Raw genomic sequence first — 20,524 nt, 5'->3', positions numbered from 1 at the left:
CCCCTAATTCCCCTGCTTGCTCTTCAGGTACAGAATCGCAATCTGCGTCCTGTCGCGTACGCCGAGCTTGCTGAGGATGTCTGTGATGTAGTTCTTGACGGTGCCTTCGCTCAGGAACAGACGGGCGGCGATCTCCCGGTTAGTCAGCCCCTCCGCGATGGAGCTGACGACCGCCTGCTCGGACGGCGTTAAGCCATAGGAGGCAAGTGGCTCTGCCGGCGGAGCCTCCTCACGCACAGGCGGCTTCAGGAAGCCCGCCAGCTTGCGGGCGATTTCGGGGTGAATGAGCATATTGCCCTCATGCACCGTCTTGATCCCCTGAATAATCCGGTCCGGCGGGATATTCTTCAGCAGATAACCGCTGGCCCCGGCCCGCAACGCCTCGATAATGTATTCATCATCGTCGAAGGTGGTCAGCATCAGGACGGCTATCTGCGGATAAGCTTCTTTGATCAGCCGTGTCCCTTCTACCCCGTCACATCCCGGCATCCGTATGTCCATCAGCACCACATCAGCCCCGCCGGGAAGTGCCTCCAGCAAGGACAGCGCCTCTCTGCCATCACCGGTCGTCCCGGCCACCTCAATGTCAGAATCCAGGCCGAGCAGCACCTTTAGACTTTCACGGATGAACGAATCATCGTCAACAATCAGCACTCTAATCAAAGTTCAGTCCCCTTCTCCTTGGATATTTGCTCTCATCCGTCTTTCGCTCCCGATCAAAGTATACATTCTCTCATTGGCGATTGTTCTGCAACACGGAAAATAGTTGGATTTACAACACTTGCTGATTAGCAAATGCCCTCTCTACGGACAACAGTTGGATTAACAACACTTAATTACTCCCAATTCGCCCGTCAGCACCCTAACCAGTAATAGCAGATGCTATTTTTCCAACTATCTCCGTGGAATCGTCAGAAATCAGCAAATTAGCATACGTTTATCCACTTGTTCGGAGCAGGAGGGAGCACTCGCCCCATCGATTCCGCGTACAGCCTTGCAGGCTTCATCCACCTGTCCGGAAGTTGGTCCGCATGTGGCCCCGGACTGCCCTCCACCTGCCTCCACATCCCCGCACCCCGCCACCTAAATTCCCTCCGCCTGCCCATACACCGGCAGCCGGGTAACCACCGTGAACTGCGGATCCAGCCGCAGCTCCAGTGAACCGCCCAGCAGGGCGCAGCGCTCGCTCATGCCCTTCAGGCCCATCCCGCCGCTGCCCGGCAGACGGCCAGGCGTGTCTGTTTCCGGCAGCCTCCCGTTATTGCCGGCCTCCATCCGCACCTCATGCTCCGTATAGGTGACCTCCACCCATACGGAGCTGGCCTGCCCGTGCTTCAATGCATTCGTGACCGCTTCGCGGGCATTGGCATACAGCACCACTTGCAGGCTCGGATAGAGCGGGTAAGGTATCCCTTGCACAGAATAGGAAGTAGCAATTCCGGTATCCCTGCCCACTTCCTCCAGCAGACGGTCGAGCGCATAAGCGCCCTCAAGCTGCGGGGTGTAGTTGATCCGCTTCAGCGCCGAGCGCATATCGTCCATACTGGCCGCGAGCTGGTCGCGGATCTGGTTCATCATCTGCAGCCCTTCGCCGGGAGCCGCAGGCAGGGTATGAATCGCCGCTTCGGTCATCATCTTGACCCGGATCAGCCGGTGGCCGATATCATCGTGAAGCTGGCGGGCGATCCGCACCCGCTCCTCCGCCTGGGCGGCGGCCTCGACCTGCGAGGTGAACTGGAGCAGACGCGCGCGGGCTTCTTCCAGCTCGAAGTGCTTTTTGCGCAGCTCATCATAGAGGAACAGGCTGTCAGCCTGGCCGCGCCCGGCCCGGAGCAGCAGCACATTCAGGCCCGCCGGCAGCAGAAAGCTGAGGTTGGCGAAGGCCCGTTCTTCCGGCGTGGCGCCGGTCAGGGCAGCGTTCAGCAGGCCCAGGTGAATACAGAAGAGAAACACCGCTCTGTTCCGGGGCAAGAGCCGCGTATACCACAGCACCGTAGACACAGCCGCAAAAATCATCAGCGGACCATACTCCCAGCAGAGCCAGGCCGTGAAGGCCATCTCTATCCCTCCGGTAAGAGCCGCAAGGGGGCCGGACAGCTTGGTTCCAAGCGTCGCGAGCAGCAAAAGCACCAGGAAATGCAGGGTGAACCGGTCGAAGTCGGCGTAATCATACACATAGATGGACAAGACTGCCGGGAGGATCATGAGACTAAAGCGCAGCAGATTCAGGGGTCTGGTCAAATCAGCTCATCCTTTTTGAATATAACATCGGTACTCCGGGTATCCCCGGCGCAAGCTATCTCCATCTTAGCATAAGAGTGCCGCTGTTCAGGAGGTGACTTTGGTCACCTGAAGAGAATGACCTTTAGGACCTGCGGCTGTACCCGGAGCCGGAGTACAATTAGAACACAAGGATGAGGAGAACAGGGGGATGACGATAACTATGGCATTAGCCGTATTAAGGGATGTCGTGAAGAGGTATGACAGCAAGCTGATTGTGGATCATGTGAATTTCAATATTGAGGAGGGCGAAATCTTCGGCCTGCTCGGTCCGAACGGTGCCGGGAAGAGCACGACCATCAGCATGATCTGCGGATTGCTTGCGGCCGACAGCGGCGAGATCCGGATTGATGGGCTGTCTGTCCAAGAGAAGCCGATTGAGGTTAAAAAGCGGATCGGGCTCGTTCCCCAGGAGCTGGCGTTATACGAGAATATGTCGGCAGCCGAGAATGTAAGCTTCTTCGGCAAGCTGTATGGCCTGCGAGGCAAGCTGCTAAAGGAGCGGACGCAGGAGGCGCTGGCCTTCACCGGCCTGAGCGACCGGGCGGGGGAGAAGCCGTCCACCTTCTCGGGCGGGATGAAAAGACGCCTCAATATCGCCTGCGCCATCATGCACCGTCCGCGTCTGATCATTATGGATGAGCCAACCGTCGGTATTGATCCGCAGTCGCGCAATCATATCCTGGAATCGGTTAAGGCGCTCAACCGGATGGGCTCGTCAGTGATCTATACCAGCCACTATATGGAGGAGGTGGCGGCGATCTGTGACCGGGTGGCTATTATGGACCAAGGGCATATTATTGCCTGCGGCACAGAGAATGAGCTGCGGGAGCGGGTCGCCCATGAGGAGAGAATCGTCGTGAAGGCGGCGAATATCACCCCTGCGCTGATCAATGAGCTGAAGCAGCATCCCCGGATCACCCGGATCGAGGCGGCAGAGGAGACGATTGAGCTGTATCTTCCGTCCTCGCAAAGTGCGCTGCAGGATATTTTGTTTATTTTCGCCAGGCATGAAGGGGTTATCGCTTCCCTTAATATTGAGGAGCCGGATCTGGAGACGCTGTTCCTCAGTCTGACTGGCCGTACCTTGCGGGATTAGAGGAGGAGAAACGTGAACATCTGGATTATTATGGTGTATGAGCTGCGCAGACTGCTGCGTTCCCGGTCGATGCTGATCAATATGTTTCTGCTGCCGCTGGTGCTGATCTTCCTGCTGGGTGTTTCGCTCTCGGGAGTGGTAGGGGTGAAGGAAGGAGCCGGGATTAAGCCGGTGCACGTGGCGGTTGTGAATACCGGAGGCGGGGGCGCAGGGGCGTCTGCAATGGTTACGGCTTTTCTGGAGAACCCGGAGGTTAAGGATATCATTATCCCTGTAGACGCGCAGAGCCGGGAGGCGGCGGAGAGCGGGCTGCGTACCGGTAAATATGCTTATGCTGTGATTGTTCCCCCCGGCTTCGACCGGGAGGTGCAGAGCGGACAGAAGGCAGAGCTGGAGTTCATTCTCGGCAAAAGCCGTTCCGACAACCGGATCGCCGGCACGGCCTTCGATAACTTCTTACGCACGCTTAATTATAAGCAGGCGGCAGCGGTAACGCTCGGGCCGGAGGCCCTCACGGCTTCACCGGCAGTCACTGAGCAGGCAGCCGTGGTGACCGGAGATCTCAACAATGGCGGGAGAACCTATACAGCAAGCCAGTTCTATGGGGCCTCCATGCTGCTGATGTTCCTGCTCTACAGCGGGCTAATCGTAACTACCTCGCTGTTCGGTGACCGCGAGAATCATACGCTTTTCCGGTTGAACTCCATGCCGGTCAAGGGCTGGCACGTGTTCACGGGCAAAATTCTGAGCGTATCCCTGGTGAGTATTCTGCAATGCCTGACCATTATTGTGCTGTCCAACCGGCTGTTCGGGATTCACTGGGGGAACCGTCCGGGATTGCTGCTGGTCTTCTGCCTGCTGATGATTATTGCGTCGGTTACATTCTCTGCGATCATCTGTCTCTTTAGCCGCAGGTCTGCTACGGCAGTGAATACTATCAATATTATAACGGTTGTAATGACCTTCGTCAGCGGCGGGATGCTGCCGCTCCCTGATACCTGGGTGAACAGCGCCGGGATGTTCACGGTGAACCACTGGGTACAGCAGGCGATGATCCGGATGATGCTGCACTCCGGTCTGGAGCAGCTGCTCCCGAATCTATGGGTCATGTGTGTGATATGTACGGTTCTGTTAGGAGCTATGATTGTGTCATACCGGAAGGTGGGGTACCAATGAATAAAATCATAACCATTGCCTGGAACATGGTCAGACGCAGTATCGGCACGGTCAGAGGGTTGATGATCTTCATTCTCCTTCCCGGTGTTGTGGTGGCGGCGATCATCTCATTTGCCGGAGGGTCCGGGGACAGTCCGAAGGTCGTCCTGTACGTGAACTCGGATACCGGCCCAGCCGGCAGCCATCTCCTGTCTGAGCTTGAGAAGACGGGGGATTACAAGCTGGAGGCGCGCGGGAGCGAGGCCGCATTGAAGGAGGCTACGATCCGGCAGGAGGGTACGGCGGGGCTGTGGATTCCACCCGGGTACTCAGCGGCACTGCTGGCGGGTGAACAGCCGCAGCTCCGCATGTATGAACTGCGGACCAGCGAAGCATCGATCTTGGTCAAGATGAATGCGGCGGCAATCGCTGTGAATATGGCCGGGCCTGCACAAGCGGCAGCTGCCGGCGGTACCGGAGATCCGCAGACGCAGTTCGCCGCTGTGTTGAAGCAGGCAGAGCAGCATAACGTCGGAAGCGTACGTACTGATTATAACCTGTATCCCCGGGAGACGCTGGGCACCATTACAGGGCTGACGCTGATGTTCCTGATGATGCTGATTACGAGCTCGGTCACTCTGATTATGGATGACCGCGTGGGACGGACTATGATGCGCATGTTCAGCGCCCCGGTCCGGTCGTATGAAATCGCACTCGGGAATTTCCTGGGCAGCTTCCTGGTCGGAATGATTCAGATCCTGGTCGTGCTGGTGCTGGGCAAATGGGTGCTCCGCTACGATTATGGACTGCCGCTCGTCCTCTACTTCCTGGTGCTGGCGGCATTCATGCTCGTCTCTATGGGCATTGCCAGTACCGTTGCCGGACTGATCCGCAATCCGCGCAATGCCGGGATGCTGAACTCCTTGATCCTTACCCCGACCTGTATGCTCGGCGGCTGCTTCTGGCCGATCTCCATCATGCCGGATTATATGCAGAAGCTGGCTAACTTTACGCCGCAGAAATGGGCCATCCAGGCGGTGGATATTGCCGCGACCGGCGGCGGCTGGAACGAGCTGTGGCTCCCGTTTGCAGTGCTGGGACTGATGGCTGCAGTGCTGCTGGTGATTGGCTCCGCCATTCTCCGTCCGAATGAAGCCGGGATCAGCGCCTGAGACCGAACCGTAGCTTGCTGTCCCTGGCGTCTTAATCGGACATATTCAAATCGAATAATTATGTGATATGATCGGATCAAAGAGTGAAGGGGAGGGCGTCAGAATGGGCAGCAACAAGCTGGCTTGGACCTGGAAGGTGAAAGAGGAATGTTTGGAGGAATATGTGCAGATGCATCTGGAGCCGTGGCCGGAGATCCTGGAGGAGCATAGCAAGGCGGGCATTCATAACTATTCGATTTTTCAGAACGGCAACCAGTTCTTCTATTGCTTTGAATGTGAGGATACAGAGGCGGCGTTCGCCTACATTGCCCGGAGTGAGGCCTGCAACCGCTGGAATGCGATTACCTCGAAGATGGTGGAGGGCTCCTTCGATTTCAACGATGCGGTTCCGATGGTGCCGCTGCGCGAGGTTTTCTATCTGAAGTAGTCCGGGTTGTAAAGTTATCCAGAGGGGAATGAGACCGATCAAATCGATTGCTACACCACTGGCGGCAGGTATGCTTCTGTCACTTGGGCTGCTGCTGGGCTGCAGCAGCCGGGAAGGCTCCGGCACGGCTGCGCCAACAGCGGAGGCGGTATCTTCGGGGGAGGCTACTCCTGCGGCTGTGCCAACGGCGATGGTACAGCCCGCACCTGAGGCCTCCTCCGCTGCTGCAAACATCACGAGGCAGTTCCCGCTGGAGGGGCTGGCCGGATCGGTCATTATCGATTCGGTGAATCCGGAAGAGACGATCCGGGCGAGAAGCGCCGCAGGATCAGGTGAGCTGCTGATGATCTCAAGCAGCACAGAGGAACGGGGCCATCTGGCGGTTTCCAGCAACGATGGCTTGGAAGGGGAGCAGACGTATCAGGCGGACTACTCCATCGTATACCGGTCGGGGGATCAGGATCAGGTATTGTTGAAGCTGCCGGCCTTCTTATTCGTGCAGCCGACAGACCGCGTGCTGGAATTCGCGGCAGTCCCCTTTGAGAAGGCAGAGGTGTATCTGCTTGCGCCTCAATACAAGTCGGGGCACGGACTGGTGGCGTATGCTTTTGCTATGGATAAGGAGAATGGGGAAGTGTTCCCCTTAACCTTCATACAGGGGGGGATTGAACACGATACCCTGGTCTACTCCGAAATTCAGCCGCCCCCAGCCAACCAGAACGAACAGTTAGCGGTACACTTGCCAGAGGGCGCCGGGGGCGACCCGGAACCAGGACCGCAGCTGTATGAGCTTGATCTTGAGAAGCGGCAATTTATTGCACAGTAGAGTCCATAATATGGGTTGTATAGAATAAACCTCCCTTTGAGCCGGAAGTCTGCTTCCGATAGTTCAGAGGGAGGTTTTACTAATTTGGGGAGATTGCTTAGTACGAGGAAGGCATTCACAAGCACAGGAAGGGGCTGGTGAGCGAGTTGAAAGGGATAAATCCCTCAGGTGCGGCCGTTAATGGGCGGATTGGAGGAATGAAAGGGATAAATCCCCCAGATGTTGCTGGAGGGGGCCGGTTGAGTGAAATGTTGCCAATGCGGCTAACTCTGGATACCGGCCTTCCCTCCTGCCTGCACCAGCTAGCCCCCTCTACCCTCAGCTACTTCAGTTACCCATTCCTGCCTACACCTGCCGCTATCTCAACCTATCTGCGCCCACTCCAACTTCGCGTAACCTCAGGCCACCGCCGGAAGACGCTGCAAGTGAGCGGCGGACTGCCACACAGCCACGCCCGCCGCCTTGCTGTACACCGCCGTGCTACCACGCCCGACGCATAGCCACACACCTGTAACACCACTCAGTTCCCCGTACTCTCATACTTGGACAGGCCGTACCGGAAGATTCCGTACGCTGCTGCCGCACTTCCTACGGCTGCGGCGGGGGCGAGCAGCCACCAGCCGGACCAGCCGCTTTTGCCGAAGATGTAGGTAGCCGGGTAGAAGCTGATGAAGGCGTAGGGCAGCACGGTAGAGATGAAGATACGGATCGCCTGCGGGAACAGTGTAATCGGGTATTTCGCCAGATCGGACAGGTTATGCACCATCAGCGGAAAAGCATTCCCGGCATTACGTATCCAGAAGGCGGCGGAATTGCCCGCGAGATTGATCGACACCCGGATGATGACTGCCGTGATGAACAGCAGCAGCAGCACCGCCGCCTTGCCCGCGCTCCACTGGATGGGGCTGTGCACCAGCGACTGCCAGACGATGACGCCGCCGATCAGCAGATTGCCAAGCCCGTTGATGCCGATCCCGGTGCAGAACACCTGCAGGATAACGGGAACCGGCCGCAGCAGATAACGGTCCAGCTCGCCCATGTTCACCAGCCTGCTCATCCGCCAGGAGCCTTCGAAGAATAACGAACCGACGCCCTCCGTCAGGAAGATCATCGCATACATGAAGGTGACCTCCCAGAAGCGCCAGCCGTGGATGTCCGGAATCCGGTCGTAGATGACCCAGAGGAAGACGAACCCCAGCACCTGCGTCAGGGCGGCGGAGCACATCAGGATATAGAAGTCTTTGTTATATTCCAGAATCGCTTTGAGCTGCTGCACATACAGCCTTTTGTAGAGATAGAGCATTTGTGTGATTTTCATTCTGCGTCCTCCTCCTGCCTTAGCCTCCATGGATCGTCACCTGGCGGACCGCCCAGCTCCACAGGGCCTTGCCTGCCAGCCAGAGCGCCGCTCCCCAGAACAGCTGAATGCCGATCAGCCGCAAGCTCTCTACCGTATCTACCTGCTGCAGGAAGATCATCGTCGGTGTATGAATGATGGCCTGGAAGGGCAGCAACAGAGCCAGCTTTTCCAGCCAATCCGGGAAGAAGGCGAGCGGAACCAAAGCACCAGACAGAAGATTGGTCAGCGCGATCCGGGTCCAGACAATGCCGAGTGAGCCGGTGGACCAGAAGCATAACAGCGCCGCCAGATAGACCACTCCGAACTTGACAACAACCGCACTGAGCAGGCTGATGGCAAACAACAGATAGACGGTCAGCGAATGGGGAAAAGCAATGCCGGTGACGAAGGTGGTGAACAGGACCAGCAGCACCGTACTCATAGCCCCTTCGAGCAGACTTGCGCCCAGGGTCTCGGCGAATCGCGCTGTCTGGAAGTCCACTGGCTTCAGCAAATCCATGGCGACGCTGCCGTCCAGGATTTTGCCGGAAATCGCCGTCTCGGAGTACCAGGACAACACGGAATTGGCCAGGAAGGTGACCAGCAGATAAGTCTTCATCTGATCCCAGGTGTAGCCGCCCAGCGCCTCACGCCCGCCGTAGATCCCCTGCCAGAGGAAGAAGATCGCGGCCAGATTGATCGTATTCGCCAGGATATTAATGATATATGAATTGCGGTAGGCCATGACATTCTGCAGGGAGCGGCTGGCGATGCTTCTGTATTTCCTGAGCTTAGCTGCAGTTGGCATCTATCCGTTCCTCCCGGTTCCCCGGCGCTCATTCAGGTTCAGATGGCCGTCATACACCGCCTTAATGACATGCTCAATCTGGGTATCCTCCATGCGGAAATCGAGCACCTCGCCGTAATTCATCACCTTGCTGACCACTTCACTGGCACTGTACTCATGTCTGTCAAAAGCCACCGAGAACTCCTTCCCGCTCTGCTGCTCCAGCTTCAGTCCCGGTGTCTGCTCCAGCAGCTGGTATAATTCCGGCATAGACTCGCGGACCTGGAAGAAGATGACACGGGTGGCGGCAAAACGGGCCTTGACCTCACTCAGCGTACCATCATAAATAATCGCCCCGTGGTCGATGATAATCAGCCGCTTGCATAAGTCCTCGATATCGCCCAGATCATGGGTGGTCAGCATTACGGTTGTCTGCTGCTCCTGGTTAATCTGCTTGATGAATTCCCGGATCTTCTGCTTCACGGAGATATCCAGGCCGATGGTCGGCTCATCGAGATACAGAATCGGCGGATTATGCAGCAGGGCAGCGGCCAGATCGGCACGCATCCGCTGGCCCAGGGAGAGCTTGCGGGCCGACAGATGAATGAACTCGTTCATGCCTAGCAGGTCTATGAACAGGTCCAGGTTCTTCCGGTAGAGGGCATCCGGGATCTGATAGATATCCTTCAGCAGCGAGAAGGACTCGGAGATCGGAATATCCCACCAGAGCTGGGTACGCTGCCCGAAGACAGCGCCGATCTGGGCGGCATTCGCCATTCTCTGTGTATAAGGGTTGAGGCCGTTTACCGATACGCTGCCCGCGGAGGGCCGCAGGATGCCGGTCAGCATCTTCAGCGTAGTGGACTTCCCGGCCCCGTTCGGGCCGACATAAGCCACCGTCTCACCGGCCTCGATCGACAGATCCAGCGGCTTCACCGCCACCTTCTCAATATGCCGGGGCAGGAACAGATGCTTCACCGCCCCCTTCAGGCCCGGTTCCTTCACTGCCTGCTGGAAGGACTTGGTCAGTCCTCTGACTTCAATCATGCTCAAGGTGAATCCTCCTGTATTTCAACATTGAAAGCGCTATATCACACATAGATTTAAATATAGCATTGTCCGGATGTCGAAAACTATCGATTCTGGTCGTCTCCGCAATAAATACATAGAACTATGACGAATCGAAAAAAAACGGCTCTCCCCGGACGGTTAGACTAACCGGGAATTGCCGCTTCGTTTGAGAATGGACTTCAGGGTGAAGCCTAAGAGCAGGGGGAGGAGGAGTTGGACCGCAAGTCTCCAGCCCACCGCGTACAGGTCCACAAGGTGGATTTGCTTCAATAGCACATATACCACATTATATAAAAGGAAAGAACAGCTAATGGTAATTAGGGGAACCAGAGTCAATGCCGCTCTGCCATGCAGTATCCGGCAGCCGGCCAGCAGCAGAAGCGAACAGCCGGTCATGATTAGCAGGGCTTGATTGCTGCCGAAGCGCAGGAAAGACACAAAGGCGGTGACCAGATTCAAGACAGCCGATAGATAACTGATGCGGAGCAATGTCGAACCTCCTGGTAATATGTAATCGGTGATAGCAGATTTCTACATTTTACAGCGCTGAAGTGCGAATTTACAGGTCCTTTGCCGAATGTTCATTATTCCGTAATTGTATGTTATAATGCTTTCTCTTAAAATCGGTTATATAGGAAATGGTAAATATGGAGGGGATCATCGAGTGAATACTTTTGATCAGCCGAGAGCATGGAGTGTGCCTGGAGATTTGGAATCAAGCCAGCTTGAAGCCTTCCGGCCGCTGGATGCGGCTCTGACGGATTGGAATGGCGGGAGCTGCACGGCGGATCCTGCGGCAGATTCCAGAGAGCATATCTATCATAGAGCCATGATTGCTTCAATACGCAGTGAGATGGGCAAATTAAGCCATTTGCTGTCGATTCCGTATGTAGTGTTTCTGACAGACAAGGCGGGCACCATCCTGGAGCTGGTCTACTCCTCGAAGGTGACCCGGGAAGAGATGGAGCAGGCGGAGCTGCGGCCGGGGGTTAGTCTCGGCAGAGAGCAGGCCGGCATGAATGCGGTTTCGCTGGCGATGGAGACGAAGGGCATCGCGGTCGTGCGGGGAAAGGAGCATTCGGATGAGGCCTTCCGCAACTGGAACTGTGTCTGCGCCCCGCTGCAGGATCATGATAACGTGTACGGTTATGTAGATGTTTCTTTTGATATCTCGGAGCCTATTGAATTCGCTGTACCGTTTGTGCAGCAGATTGCCGAGAATATGCTGGAGAAATGGATGGAGAGGAACCCGGAGATGCAGCAGTACCGGCTAGACAGTACCCTGATGGAGTATAAGCTGACGGCGCGGGAGCAGGAGGTCGCACGGCTGTGGCTGCTGGAGAAGAGCGCGCTGCACATTGGGAGTGATCTGGGGATCAGCGAAGGAACAGTACGTAATATGCTGAAGAGCATCTACAGTAAAATGAGAGTGAATGACCGCTTCCAGTTCGTCAAACGGTTGACGCCGTAGTAAGCGCATATACATACAGAATAGCCGGGCAGCGATACTGAGGTATCTCTGGCCCGGCTATTTGTCATATGCACGCGGTCTATCCGCAGGAGCAGTTCAGTACCGGCTTCCGCGCGGCCTGTGTCTCATCGAGACGGCTGATCTCTGTCGTATGCGGCGCATTGATCACGATCTCAGGTGTCTCTTCCGCTTCCTTGACGATCTGGATCATCGTCTCAATGAAGCCGTCAAGCGTCTCCTTGCTCTCGGTCTCGGTCGGCTCAATCATCATGCATTCCTCTACGGTCAGCGGGAAGTAGACGGTTGGCGGATGATAGCCGAAGTCCAGCAGCCGCTTAGCTACATCGAGAGTGCGCACCCCGTATTGCTTAAGGTTCTTGCCGGACATCACGAATTCATGCTTGCAGACCCCCGGGAAGGGGATCTCGAAGTATGGTGCCAGCCGGTGCATCATATAGTTGGCGTTCAGCACCGCGTTCTCCGATACCTCGCGCAGACCCTCCGGCCCGTAGGTGCGGATATAGGCATAAGCGCGGACCAGAATGCCGAAGTTACCGTAAAAGGCTTTGACGCGGCCGATCGATTCCGGCCCGCCGCAGTCCAGCGTGAAGCTGCCGTCCTCGCTGCGTGCCACCGTAGGCTGCGGCAGGAACGGGATCAGCTTCGCCTTCACGCCGACCGGTCCGGCTCCCGGTCCGCCGCCGCCGTGCGGCGTGCTCATCGTCTTGTGCAGGTTGAGATGCACGACATCGAAGCCCATATCGCCCGGGCGGGTGATGCCCATAATAGCGTTGGAGTTCGCGCCGTCATAATAGAGCAGGCCGCCTGCTTCGTGCACAATCGCTGCGATCTCGACGATCTGCGTCTCGAACAGTCCGAGCGTGCTCGGGTTCGTGAGCATCAGCGCCGCCGTGTCGCTGCCCACCGCTGCCTTCAATGCTTCCAGATCCACCATACCCTTCTCATTGGAGGGGATGGTGACGGTCTGCAGGCCGGCCGCTGCGGCGCTGGCCGGGTTGGTGCCGTGCGAGGAATCCGGCACGATCACCTTGGAGCGGACCTCGCCGCGGCTCTCGTGGTAGGCGCGGATCATCATCAGACCGGTCCATTCGCCGTGTGCTCCGGCAGCAGGCTGCAGGGAGACGGCGTCCATGCCGGTCAGTCCGGCGAGATCCTTTTGCAGCGTGTACATCAGCTCAAGCGCACCCTGGATGCTCTCCTCCGGCTGATACGGGTGAATCTTCGCAAGGCCCGGGAAGCGGGCGACATCCTCGTTGATCTTCGGATTGTATTTCATCGTGCAGGAGCCGAGCGGATAGAAGCCGTTATCGACCCCGAAGTTACGCCGGGACAGCGCGGTATAGTGGCGGATGACATCGACCTCGGAGACCTCCGGCAGCACCACCGGCTCTTCGCGCAGCAGGCCTCCGGGAATCAGCGCCTCCAGGCTTTCTTCCTCCGGCACATCGCATACAGGCAGGGAGTAGGCCGAGCGGCCGGGGCGGCTTAATTCAAAAATCAGACTCTGTTCCGGTTTCATAGACAGCCCTCCAGTGCTTCGGCAAATTCATCAATTTCGGCTTTGCTTCTCTTCTCGGTTACGGCAATCAGCATATGTCCGGCCAGCTCGGGATAATCCCGGCCCAGGTCGTAGCCGCCCAGATAGCCTGCCTTCAGCAGCTTGGAGTTCACCGCACTTACACTGCTGCCCTCCGGGAGCTTCAGGACGAATTCATTGAAGAACGGGGCGGTGAAGACACGCTCTGCACCCTTAACCTCAGCCAGCCGTCCGGCAGCGTAATGGCTCTTGCGGATGTTCAGCCCGCCGACCTCGCGCATGCCTTCCTTGCCCATCACAGACAAGTAGACAGAAGCGCACAGCGCCAGCAGCGCCTGGTTGGAGCAGATATTCGACGTCGCCTTCTCGCGGCGGATATGCTGCTCCCGCGCCTGCAGCGTCAGCACGAAGCCGCGCTTGCCGCTGCGGTCCACCGTCTGGCCGACGATCCGGCCCGGCATCCGCCGCATCAGCGGCTCAGCCACGGCGAAGAATCCGCAGGTCGGACCGCCCAGCGAGGCAGCGATGCCCAGCGGCTGCGCGTCGCCGACCACAATGTCTGCGCCCAGCTTGCCGGGCGCTTCCAGCACACCGAGCGCGATCGGATTCGCGCTGACCACAAGCAGCCCTTTGGCTGCATGAACCAGCGGTTCGATCTGACGCAGGTCCTCAATGCCGCCGAAGAAGTTCGGCGACTGCACCAGGACAGCGGCGGTCTCGCCGTCAATGGCTTCAGCCAGCTTGGCGAGATCAGTAACACCATCCTTGTAGCCAATCTCCACAATCTGCAGGCCCCAGGCATTGGCGGAGGTGCGCAGCACCTGGCGCGCTTCCGGATGAACGGTGCGGGAGACAATCAGCTTTTTGCGTTTGGTTGCGCCTGCGGCCAGTACAGCGGCTTCGGACAGGGCTGTTGCGCCGTCGTACATGCTGGCATTGGCCACCTTCATGCCGGTCAGCTCGCAGATATAGGACTGGAATTCAAAGATCGCCTGAAGCTCGCCCTGGCTGATCTCCGGCTGGTAAGGCGTATAGGCAGTATAGAATTCAGAACGGGAAATGACATGGTTAATGACGACCGGAACGTGATGGTCATATAATCCGGCCCCCAGGAAGCTGGCATGGGTGTCGAAATCGGCGTTTTTGTCGGCCAGGGCTTTCATATGGCGAAGGAGTGCGTACTCATCCAGTGCCTCAGATACCGGCAGCGTTCCCTGGTAGCGGACCGACTGCGGAATATCGGCGAACAGCTCTTCGACGGATTGAATTCCGACGGTTTCCAGCATTTCTGCGCGGTCCTGCTCCGTCATGGGCAGATAGCGGTGCTTCATTGCGGCTTCACTCCTTGGCTCTTTTTGTAGAATGGGGCTTTGACTACGGCAGCCTTGAGCTGCTTGCCGCGAATCTCCACGAACACCTCTGTGCCCAGCTCCGTATAGGCGGCGTCCAGCAGAGCGAGTCCGAGATTGCGCTTCAGGGTCGGGGACTGGGTGCCGGTCGTGACTTCACCGATCTTCACCCCGTCCGCATACACGGGATAGTGGGAGCGCGGGATGCCGCGGTCGATCATCTCCAGCCCGACCAGGCGGCGCGGCAGGCCTGCTTCCTTCTGCTTCAGCAGGGCTTCGCGGCCGATAAAGTCCGTCTTGTCCAGCTTCACGAAGAACTGGAGCCCTGCCTCCAGCGGCGTGATCTCCGCCGACAGCTCCTGGCCGTACAGCGGCAGCTTGGCCTCGAAGCGGAGTGTGTCGCGTGCGCCGAGTCCGGCCGGGGTCAGGCCATGCGGAGCGCCTGCGGCCAGCAGGCCGTTCCAGATTGCAGCCGCTGCCTCCGCCGGGGCGTACAGCTCGAAGCCGTCCTCACCGGTGTAGCCGGTGCGGGAGAGCAGGACATCAGCGCCGCAGACCTCGGCGTGCTCAAGGAAGTGGAAGGGCTTAAGCTCCTGAACGGGAGCCTGCGTGACCTGGGCAAGAATGGTCTCAGCCAGCGGTCCCTGCAAGGCGATCAGGATGGTCTCACCGGAAATATCCTTCAGGGTGACTCCGCTGAATTCAGCGGTCAGATGCTGCTGCAGCCACTCGAAGTCCTTATCGATGTTGGAGGCATTGACGACAAGCATATAGCGCTCAGTGCCGAGCCGGTAGACGAGCAGATCGTCAACGACCCCGCCGTTCGGATAGAGCATGAGGGTATATTGCGCGGCGCCGTCCGCAAGGCGGCTGACATCATTCGTGGTTACGCGCTGGAGGAAGGCTTCCGCACCTGCTCCGGTCACCATGAATTCCCCCATGTGGGATACATCGAACAGCCCGGCCTGCTGCCGGACCGCTTCATGCTCCTTCACAATGCCGGTGAACTGCACCGGCAGCTCCCAGCCGCCGAAATCGATGCATCTGGCCTCCGCATACGCGGAATAGAGGTCATACAAAGGCGTTCTTCTCAAAGACTCCATCTCGTCACTCCCTTGGTCTGTTTACATCACTTCTTAGCCGGTGGACATGCGAAAAAGGACAGGCAAAAATCCATCCATGCACAACGCGCATAAAATAGACTTTCGCTCTGTCCTTTGTACCTGAGAGTTACCCTGCAGCAAGGTGCAGGTTTCCCCGTTGGTGATCCGTAAGGCCTGCATTGCAGGCGTCTGGATGCTCTCCAGAGATGCGTCCGGCCAAGGTCCTTTTGCCTGAGAGATTCACCCGTCCCGGGCTTACTCCTTCGGCGCTGTCTTCCGTGAGACAGTCTCTCCCTCTGCCATCATCCGCAAACCATATGTTATTCTGCTGTCTCCATTAAACCGGGTTTACAAGTGTGCTGTCAATCCAAAATCGTCAAAAGTTTGACAAATTTAATTTTACTGTCAGTTATATTGACATTAGGCAAGGTGATAACTTAGGCTATAACTAAATTTAGAACTCCAAACATGGAAAAGAGGCGGCGAAAGAAATGAGTGAAGTGCTGGACAACCTGCTATACAGCGAAGAGCATGAATGGGCACAGCAGGGTGAGGGACGCGTTGTACGTGTAGGGATTACGGATCATGCGCAGCATCTGCTTGGCGACATCGTGTTCGTAGAGTTTCCGGAAGTCGGCGCAGCCATCTCCGCAGGCGACAGTGTGGGCAGCATCGAATCCGTGAAGACGGTGTCGGAGCTGTATTCCCCTGTATCGGGTAAAGTCACCAGAATCAACGATGCCCTGGAGGCCAGCCCGGAGCTGATCAACGATCAGCCGTACGGGGACGGGTGGATTTTTGAGCTGGAGCTGGACGGTGAATTCGCAGACGCAGTATCCGGCCTGCTGGATGCGGCTGCTTACAAGCAACTGATCGGCGAATAATACGGCGCGGACTCAACGGGCAAAGGCTGGATGAGAATATACTTAAACAGGCAGAATAGGCAGACACTCTTGACATTAGATGTTACTAATGTGAGAGGTCTGCCTGTTTGGCTTGTCTGCATTAAGCGGGATAGATCAACTAGTCTTCTTCCTGAAGCTGTCGCAGTACAATCAGTTCCACCCGGCGGTTCCGCTGCCGTCCTTCGGCTGTTGAATTGTCATAGGCAGGCCGGGTATCGGCATAACCGGCATACTGGAAATGCTCAGGACTCAGCCCCTCCGTGTCCAGGAAGAAGCGCAGCACGGACATGGCGCGGGCGCCGGACAGCTCCCAGTTGTCCCTGTATACCGACCCGGGAGTTACGGGGACGTTGTCGGTGTGGCCTTCGATGCTGATCGTCGCCCCGATGCCGCGGAACAGACCGGACAGCTGGCGCAGCGCAGGGAAGGCAGGCGGCTTCAGCTCAGCCCGGCCCGCATCGAACAGGAAGCGGTCGCTCAGGGTAATCGCTATCCCCTGCGGCTTGTCCGCCACAAAGATCTGTTCCCCCAGATTATTCTCCTTCACATATTGTGTGATCACACCCATAAGGGCGGCCAGCTTCTCCTCCTGCTCACGAAAAGCAAGCTCACGCGCCGTAGGCTGATGCTCCCCCGTATCCTCCTGCTGTCCCGGTGCGGGGCTGCCGGCTGCGGCTCCATTCTGCCCGCTCCCGCCCGCAGGCTGTCCTGCCGAAGAGCTGCCGCCTTCCTCCTGTCCTTTTGAGGACGCCGCCCCATCGCTGTCTTTGGATCCGTCCAGCAATCCGTTTCCGCCCTCCAGAACCGCACTGCCGCTCTTGAAGGTATCCGACAGCGACCCGGTAACAATCGCATATTTCTGCGTGTCCAGGCTGCTCATGGCATATAAAATGACGAAGAAAATGAGCAGCAGAGTGATCAGATCGGCATAGGTAATCATCCAGCGGTCATGGCTCTCGGTGCTGGCCGGAACGTTGCGCTGCCTGCGGTTTCTTTGCCTCATAGCTTTTCTCCCCGGGGAGGACTGTCAGGCTTCACTCCGGCATCTGAGCTGCGGATGTTATCGGGAAGGAAGGACGACAGCTTTTGGCGGACCAGATGCGGATGATCCCCGTTCTGCAGGGACAGGATGCCGACCAGCAGCATTTCCATGCGGTTCAGCTCGCTTTGGCTGCGGGATTTGATTTTGGAGGCAATGGGCAGAAAGATCAGGTTGGCGCTGGCCACGCCATAGAGTGTTGCTGTAAAAGCTACAGCGATTGAAGCGCCCAGGTGAGAAGGGTCCGTCAGGTTAACTAACACACGGATCAGTCCCATTACGGTGCCGATGATCCCCATGGTAGGGGCATAGCCGCCGGCTGCTTCAAAAACCTTGGCGTAGCCTTCATATTTCAGTTCCCGGGCGTCCATGTGCAGCTCCAGAATTTGCCGGACCTCAGCGGGATCGTTCCCGTCCACAACCAGGAACAGCCCTTCGCGGGTGAAGGGATCGGGATGCTCCTCCGCCCGCTTCTCCAGCGCCAGCACACCGCCGCGCCGGGCGGCCGTGGCCATGGAGATCAGCTCTTCGGCCTGCTCACGGCTGGTGTCATTTTGCCTGCTCAAAGCGAGCCGGAGCCCCGCCGCTGCGCTGCGGAGGCGGGAGGCCGGGAAGCTGACCAGCACGGCGGCGAGGGTGCCGCCGAATACGATCAGGGCAGCATTCGGCTGCAGCAGGCCGGACAGGCTGCCGCCCTCCCACAGGAAGCCGCCGACCATAGCGGCAATCCCGGCCAAGAGGCCGATAATTGTAGTGATATCCATATATTCAGGCTCCTTAAATTTCTATATATTATGGTTTGCAACAGTCAGGGCTACACTGTATAATAAACGGGAACGTGCATTCCTATCTTCCATATTTTTCAGCCTTGTATTGAGAGGGAAGCCATTGGGTTACAATTATAATATATTCATATATTTTAGACGATAGAGGGGAGACGGGCAAATGAATGATCTTGTCGTCAGTACGAAGACTTTTGAACTGGAGTCCGAGTATACCCCCCAGGGCGATCAGCCTCATGCCATAGAAGAGCTAGTGGACGGCATCCGGCAGGGCAAGAAGCACCAGACGCTGCTGGGAGCGACAGGTACAGGGAAGACCTTTACCATCGCACAGGTGATTTCCAAGCTGAACCGCCCTACGCTGGTGATTGCGCACAACAAGACCCTTGCGGCGCAGCTGGCGAGCGAGTTCAAAGAATTTTTTCCGAGCAATTCCGTGGATTACTTCGTCAGTTACTACGATTATTACCAGCCAGAGGCGTACATTCCTTCCTCCGACACCTACATTGAGAAAGACTCCAGCATAAATGAAGAAATTGACAAGCTCCGCCACTCGGCAACCAGCTCGTTGTTTGAACGGCGCGACGTTATTATTGTAGCGAGTGTATCCTGTATCTACGGCCTCGGTTCGCCGCAGGAATACGGAAGCCTGCTGCTGTCGCTGCGTGTCGGCATGGAGAAGCCGCGTAACCAGATTCTAAGCCGTCTGGTGGATATCCAGTACCAGCGGAATGATATGAACTTTGTGCGCGGTACGTTCCGGGTACGCGGAGATGTGGTCGAGATCTTCCCGGCTTCACAGGGGGAGCACGCGATTCGTGTGGAGCTGTTCGGAGATGAGATCGAGCGCATTACGGAGATTGATGTTCTCACAGGTGAACTGATCGGCGAGCGTGAGCATATTGCGATTTTCCCGGCGTCCCACTTTGTTACCCAGGAGGAGACAATGCGGGTTGCGCTGGTCAATATTGAACGGGAGCTGGAGGAACGGCTGGCTGTGCTGCGCGAGTCGGGCAAGCTGCTGGAGGCCCAGCGGCTGGAGCAGCGGACCCGTTATGATATCGAGATGATGAAGGAGGTCGGCTTCTGCTCCGGGATCGAGAACTATTCCGGTCCGCTGACCTTCCGTGAGCCGGGAGCGACTCCATATACATTAATGGACTATTTCCCGGACGATATGCTGATCGTCATTGATGAATCCCATGTCACGCTGCCGCAGATCCGGGCGATGTACAACGGTGACCGCGCCCGCAAGACAGTGCTTGTTGAGCATGGCTTCCGCCTGCCGTCGGCGCTGGATAACCGGCCGCTGCAATTCGAGGAATTCGAAGAGAAGGTCAACCAGATCATCTATGTGTCCGCTACGCCGGGGCCTTACGAGGCCGAGCACTGCGACACGATGGTGCAGCAGATTATCCGTCCTACCGGCCTGCTTGATCCGATTATCGAGGTGCGTCCGACCGAGGGCCAGATCGATGATCTGATCAGCGAGATCCGCGAGCGGGTAGAGCGTGATGAGCGTGTGCTGGTGACCACGCTGACCAAGAAGATGTCTGAGGACCTGACCGATTACTTCAAGGAGATCGGCATCAAGGTGCGTTATATGCACTCGGACATCAAGACGCTGGAGCGCATGGCGATTCTGCGCGATCTGCGGCTCGGTGTGTTCCATGTTCTGGTGGGCATTAACCTGCTGAGAGAAGGCCTTGACCTGCCGGAGGTATCGCTGGTTGCCATCCTTGACGCTGACAAGGAAGGGTTCCTGCGCTCGGAGCGTTCGCTGATCCAGACGATCGGCCGGGCCGCCCGTAACTCGGAGGGCCGGGTCATTATGTACGGTGATAACATTACAGAATCCATGGACAAGGCGATGAGCGAGACCCGGCGCCGCCGGGAGATTCAGATGGCCTATAATGAGCAGCACGGGATCACGCCAACGACGATCAACAAGAAGGTACGCGACATCATCGAGGCGACCAAGGTCGCCGAGTCCAAGGCCGATTACCTTACCGGCGCAGGCGGCAAGCTGAGCAAGAAGGACAAGATGAGCCTCATGCAGCGTCTGGAGGCGGAGATGAAGGACGCGGCGAAGAACCTGCAATTCGAGCGCGCCGCCGAGCTGCGCGATGCGCTGCTTGAACTGCGGGCAGAGTGAGCTTGA

At 57.4% G+C, this 20,524-nt stretch carries 19 protein-coding genes and 2 riboswitches; of the genes, 8 read left to right on the top strand and 11 right to left on the bottom strand.

Annotated features, from left to right (window positions below):
* Positions 1–3 precede the first annotated feature (3 nt).
* Both K1558_RS08660 and K1558_RS08655 read right to left on the bottom strand, forming a co-directional pair.
* Entirely contained in the window at positions 4–663 is a 660-nt protein-coding gene (locus K1558_RS08660) for a response regulator transcription factor (RefSeq protein ID WP_238651074.1), read from the bottom strand.
* Between the two features lie 420 nt (positions 664–1,083).
* Positions 1,084–2,241 (bottom strand): sensor histidine kinase, encoded by a 1,158-nt coding sequence (locus K1558_RS08655; protein ID WP_238651072.1) that lies wholly within the window; start codon positions 2,239–2,241, stop codon positions 1,084–1,086.
* Between the two features lie 202 nt (positions 2,242–2,443).
* On the opposite strand from K1558_RS08655, the gene K1558_RS08650 reads away from it, so the two are divergent.
* From K1558_RS08650 to K1558_RS08630, 5 genes are all read left to right on the top strand, one after another.
* Positions 2,444–3,379 carry an ABC transporter ATP-binding protein gene (locus K1558_RS08650; RefSeq protein WP_238651489.1) on the top strand — a complete coding sequence of 312 codons (936 nt, stop codon included), beginning with the start codon at positions 2,444–2,446 and terminating at the stop codon, positions 3,377–3,379.
* 12 nt (positions 3,380–3,391) lie between these two features.
* Positions 3,392–4,555 carry an ABC transporter permease gene (locus K1558_RS08645; RefSeq protein WP_238651071.1) on the top strand — a complete coding sequence of 388 codons (1,164 nt, stop codon included), beginning with the start codon at positions 3,392–3,394 and terminating at the stop codon, positions 4,553–4,555.
* Complete coding sequence (locus K1558_RS08640; RefSeq protein ID WP_238651070.1) at positions 4,552–5,706, top strand: ABC transporter permease; 1,155 nt, start codon at positions 4,552–4,554, stop codon at positions 5,704–5,706. Before K1558_RS08645 ends, K1558_RS08640 begins: the two co-directional genes overlap by 4 nt.
* Positions 5,707–5,809: 103 nt before the next feature.
* Positions 5,810–6,133 carry an L-rhamnose mutarotase gene (locus K1558_RS08635; RefSeq protein ID WP_238651069.1) on the top strand — a complete coding sequence of 108 codons (324 nt, stop codon included), beginning with the start codon at positions 5,810–5,812 and terminating at the stop codon, positions 6,131–6,133.
* A gap of 28 nt (positions 6,134–6,161) precedes the next feature.
* Positions 6,162–6,959 carry a hypothetical protein gene (locus K1558_RS08630; protein WP_238651067.1) on the top strand — a complete coding sequence of 266 codons (798 nt, stop codon included), beginning with the start codon at positions 6,162–6,164 and terminating at the stop codon, positions 6,957–6,959.
* Positions 6,960–7,479: 520 nt separating this feature from the next.
* Here K1558_RS08630 and K1558_RS08625 read toward each other — a convergent pair.
* The 4 genes from K1558_RS08625 to K1558_RS08610 all read right to left on the bottom strand — a co-directional run bounded on the left by K1558_RS08625 (position 7,480) and on the right by K1558_RS08610 (position 10,645).
* Entirely contained in the window at positions 7,480–8,277 is a 798-nt protein-coding gene (locus K1558_RS08625) for an ABC transporter permease (protein ID WP_238651066.1), read from the bottom strand.
* Positions 8,278–8,296: 19 nt separating this feature from the next.
* Positions 8,297–9,106, bottom strand: a complete 810-nt coding sequence (locus tag K1558_RS08620) for an ABC transporter permease (RefSeq protein WP_238651065.1) — start codon at positions 9,104–9,106, stop codon at positions 8,297–8,299.
* A complete protein-coding gene (locus K1558_RS08615; protein ID WP_338019682.1) occupies positions 9,107–10,132 on the bottom strand; it encodes an ABC transporter ATP-binding protein in 1,026 nt (341 codons plus the stop codon).
* 162 nt (positions 10,133–10,294) lie between these two features.
* Positions 10,295–10,645, bottom strand: a complete 351-nt coding sequence (locus K1558_RS08610; protein ID WP_238651063.1) for a hypothetical protein — start codon at positions 10,643–10,645, stop codon at positions 10,295–10,297.
* Between the two features lie 175 nt (positions 10,646–10,820).
* On the opposite strand from K1558_RS08610, the gene K1558_RS33005 reads away from it, so the two are divergent.
* Positions 10,821–11,627: a LuxR C-terminal-related transcriptional regulator gene (locus K1558_RS33005; RefSeq protein ID WP_238651062.1), complete on the top strand. Its 807-nt coding sequence runs from the start codon at positions 10,821–10,823 to the stop codon at positions 11,625–11,627.
* A gap of 79 nt (positions 11,628–11,706) precedes the next feature.
* On the opposite strand, the gene gcvPB is transcribed toward K1558_RS33005, so the two are convergent.
* Genes gcvPB through gcvT form a run of 3 tightly spaced genes read right to left on the bottom strand, consistent with a single transcriptional unit; the run spans position 11,707 to position 15,637 of the window.
* Positions 11,707–13,167 (bottom strand): aminomethyl-transferring glycine dehydrogenase subunit GcvPB, encoded by a 1,461-nt coding sequence (gcvPB, locus tag K1558_RS08600; protein WP_238651061.1) that lies wholly within the window; start codon positions 13,165–13,167, stop codon positions 11,707–11,709.
* The gene (gcvPA, locus tag K1558_RS08595) at positions 13,164–14,516 is read right to left on the bottom strand and encodes an aminomethyl-transferring glycine dehydrogenase subunit GcvPA (RefSeq protein WP_238651059.1); all 1,353 of its coding nucleotides are present in this window, start codon (positions 14,514–14,516) and stop codon (positions 13,164–13,166) included. The genes gcvPB and gcvPA overlap by 4 nt, the downstream gene beginning before the upstream one ends.
* On the bottom strand, positions 14,513–15,637 hold the full coding sequence (gene gcvT, locus K1558_RS08590) for a glycine cleavage system aminomethyltransferase GcvT (RefSeq protein WP_238651057.1): 1,125 nt from the start codon (positions 15,635–15,637) through the stop codon (positions 14,513–14,515). The genes gcvPA and gcvT overlap by 4 nt, the downstream gene beginning before the upstream one ends.
* A gap of 105 nt (positions 15,638–15,742) precedes the next feature.
* Positions 15,743–15,843: riboswitch (glycine riboswitch) on the bottom strand.
* A gap of 3 nt (positions 15,844–15,846) precedes the next feature.
* Positions 15,847–15,943, bottom strand: a riboswitch (glycine riboswitch).
* 185 nt (positions 15,944–16,128) lie between these two features.
* On the opposite strand from gcvT, the gene gcvH reads away from it, so the two are divergent.
* The gene (gene gcvH, locus K1558_RS08585; RefSeq protein WP_238651056.1) at positions 16,129–16,521 is read left to right on the top strand and encodes a glycine cleavage system protein GcvH; all 393 of its coding nucleotides are present in this window, start codon (positions 16,129–16,131) and stop codon (positions 16,519–16,521) included.
* 139 nt (positions 16,522–16,660) lie between these two features.
* On the opposite strand, the gene K1558_RS08580 is transcribed toward gcvH, so the two are convergent.
* Complete coding sequence (locus K1558_RS08580; protein ID WP_238651055.1) at positions 16,661–17,545, bottom strand: OmpA/MotB family protein; 885 nt, start codon at positions 17,543–17,545, stop codon at positions 16,661–16,663.
* Entirely contained in the window at positions 17,542–18,345 is an 804-nt protein-coding gene (locus K1558_RS08575) for a flagellar motor protein (RefSeq protein WP_238651053.1), read from the bottom strand. Before K1558_RS08575 ends, K1558_RS08580 begins: the two co-directional genes overlap by 4 nt.
* Before the next feature lie 181 nt (positions 18,346–18,526).
* Between K1558_RS08575 and uvrB the strand changes: the two genes are divergently transcribed.
* On the top strand, positions 18,527–20,518 hold the full coding sequence (gene uvrB, locus K1558_RS08570) for an excinuclease ABC subunit UvrB (RefSeq protein ID WP_238651051.1): 1,992 nt from the start codon (positions 18,527–18,529) through the stop codon (positions 20,516–20,518).
* Positions 20,519–20,524 lie beyond the last annotated feature (6 nt).

This window comes from Paenibacillus piscarius (assembly GCF_022234545.1).
Taxonomy (GTDB): domain Bacteria; phylum Bacillota; class Bacilli; order Paenibacillales; family Paenibacillaceae; genus Paenibacillus_AQ; species Paenibacillus_AQ piscarius.
This window is presented reverse-complemented; position numbering and strand designations above follow the sequence as displayed.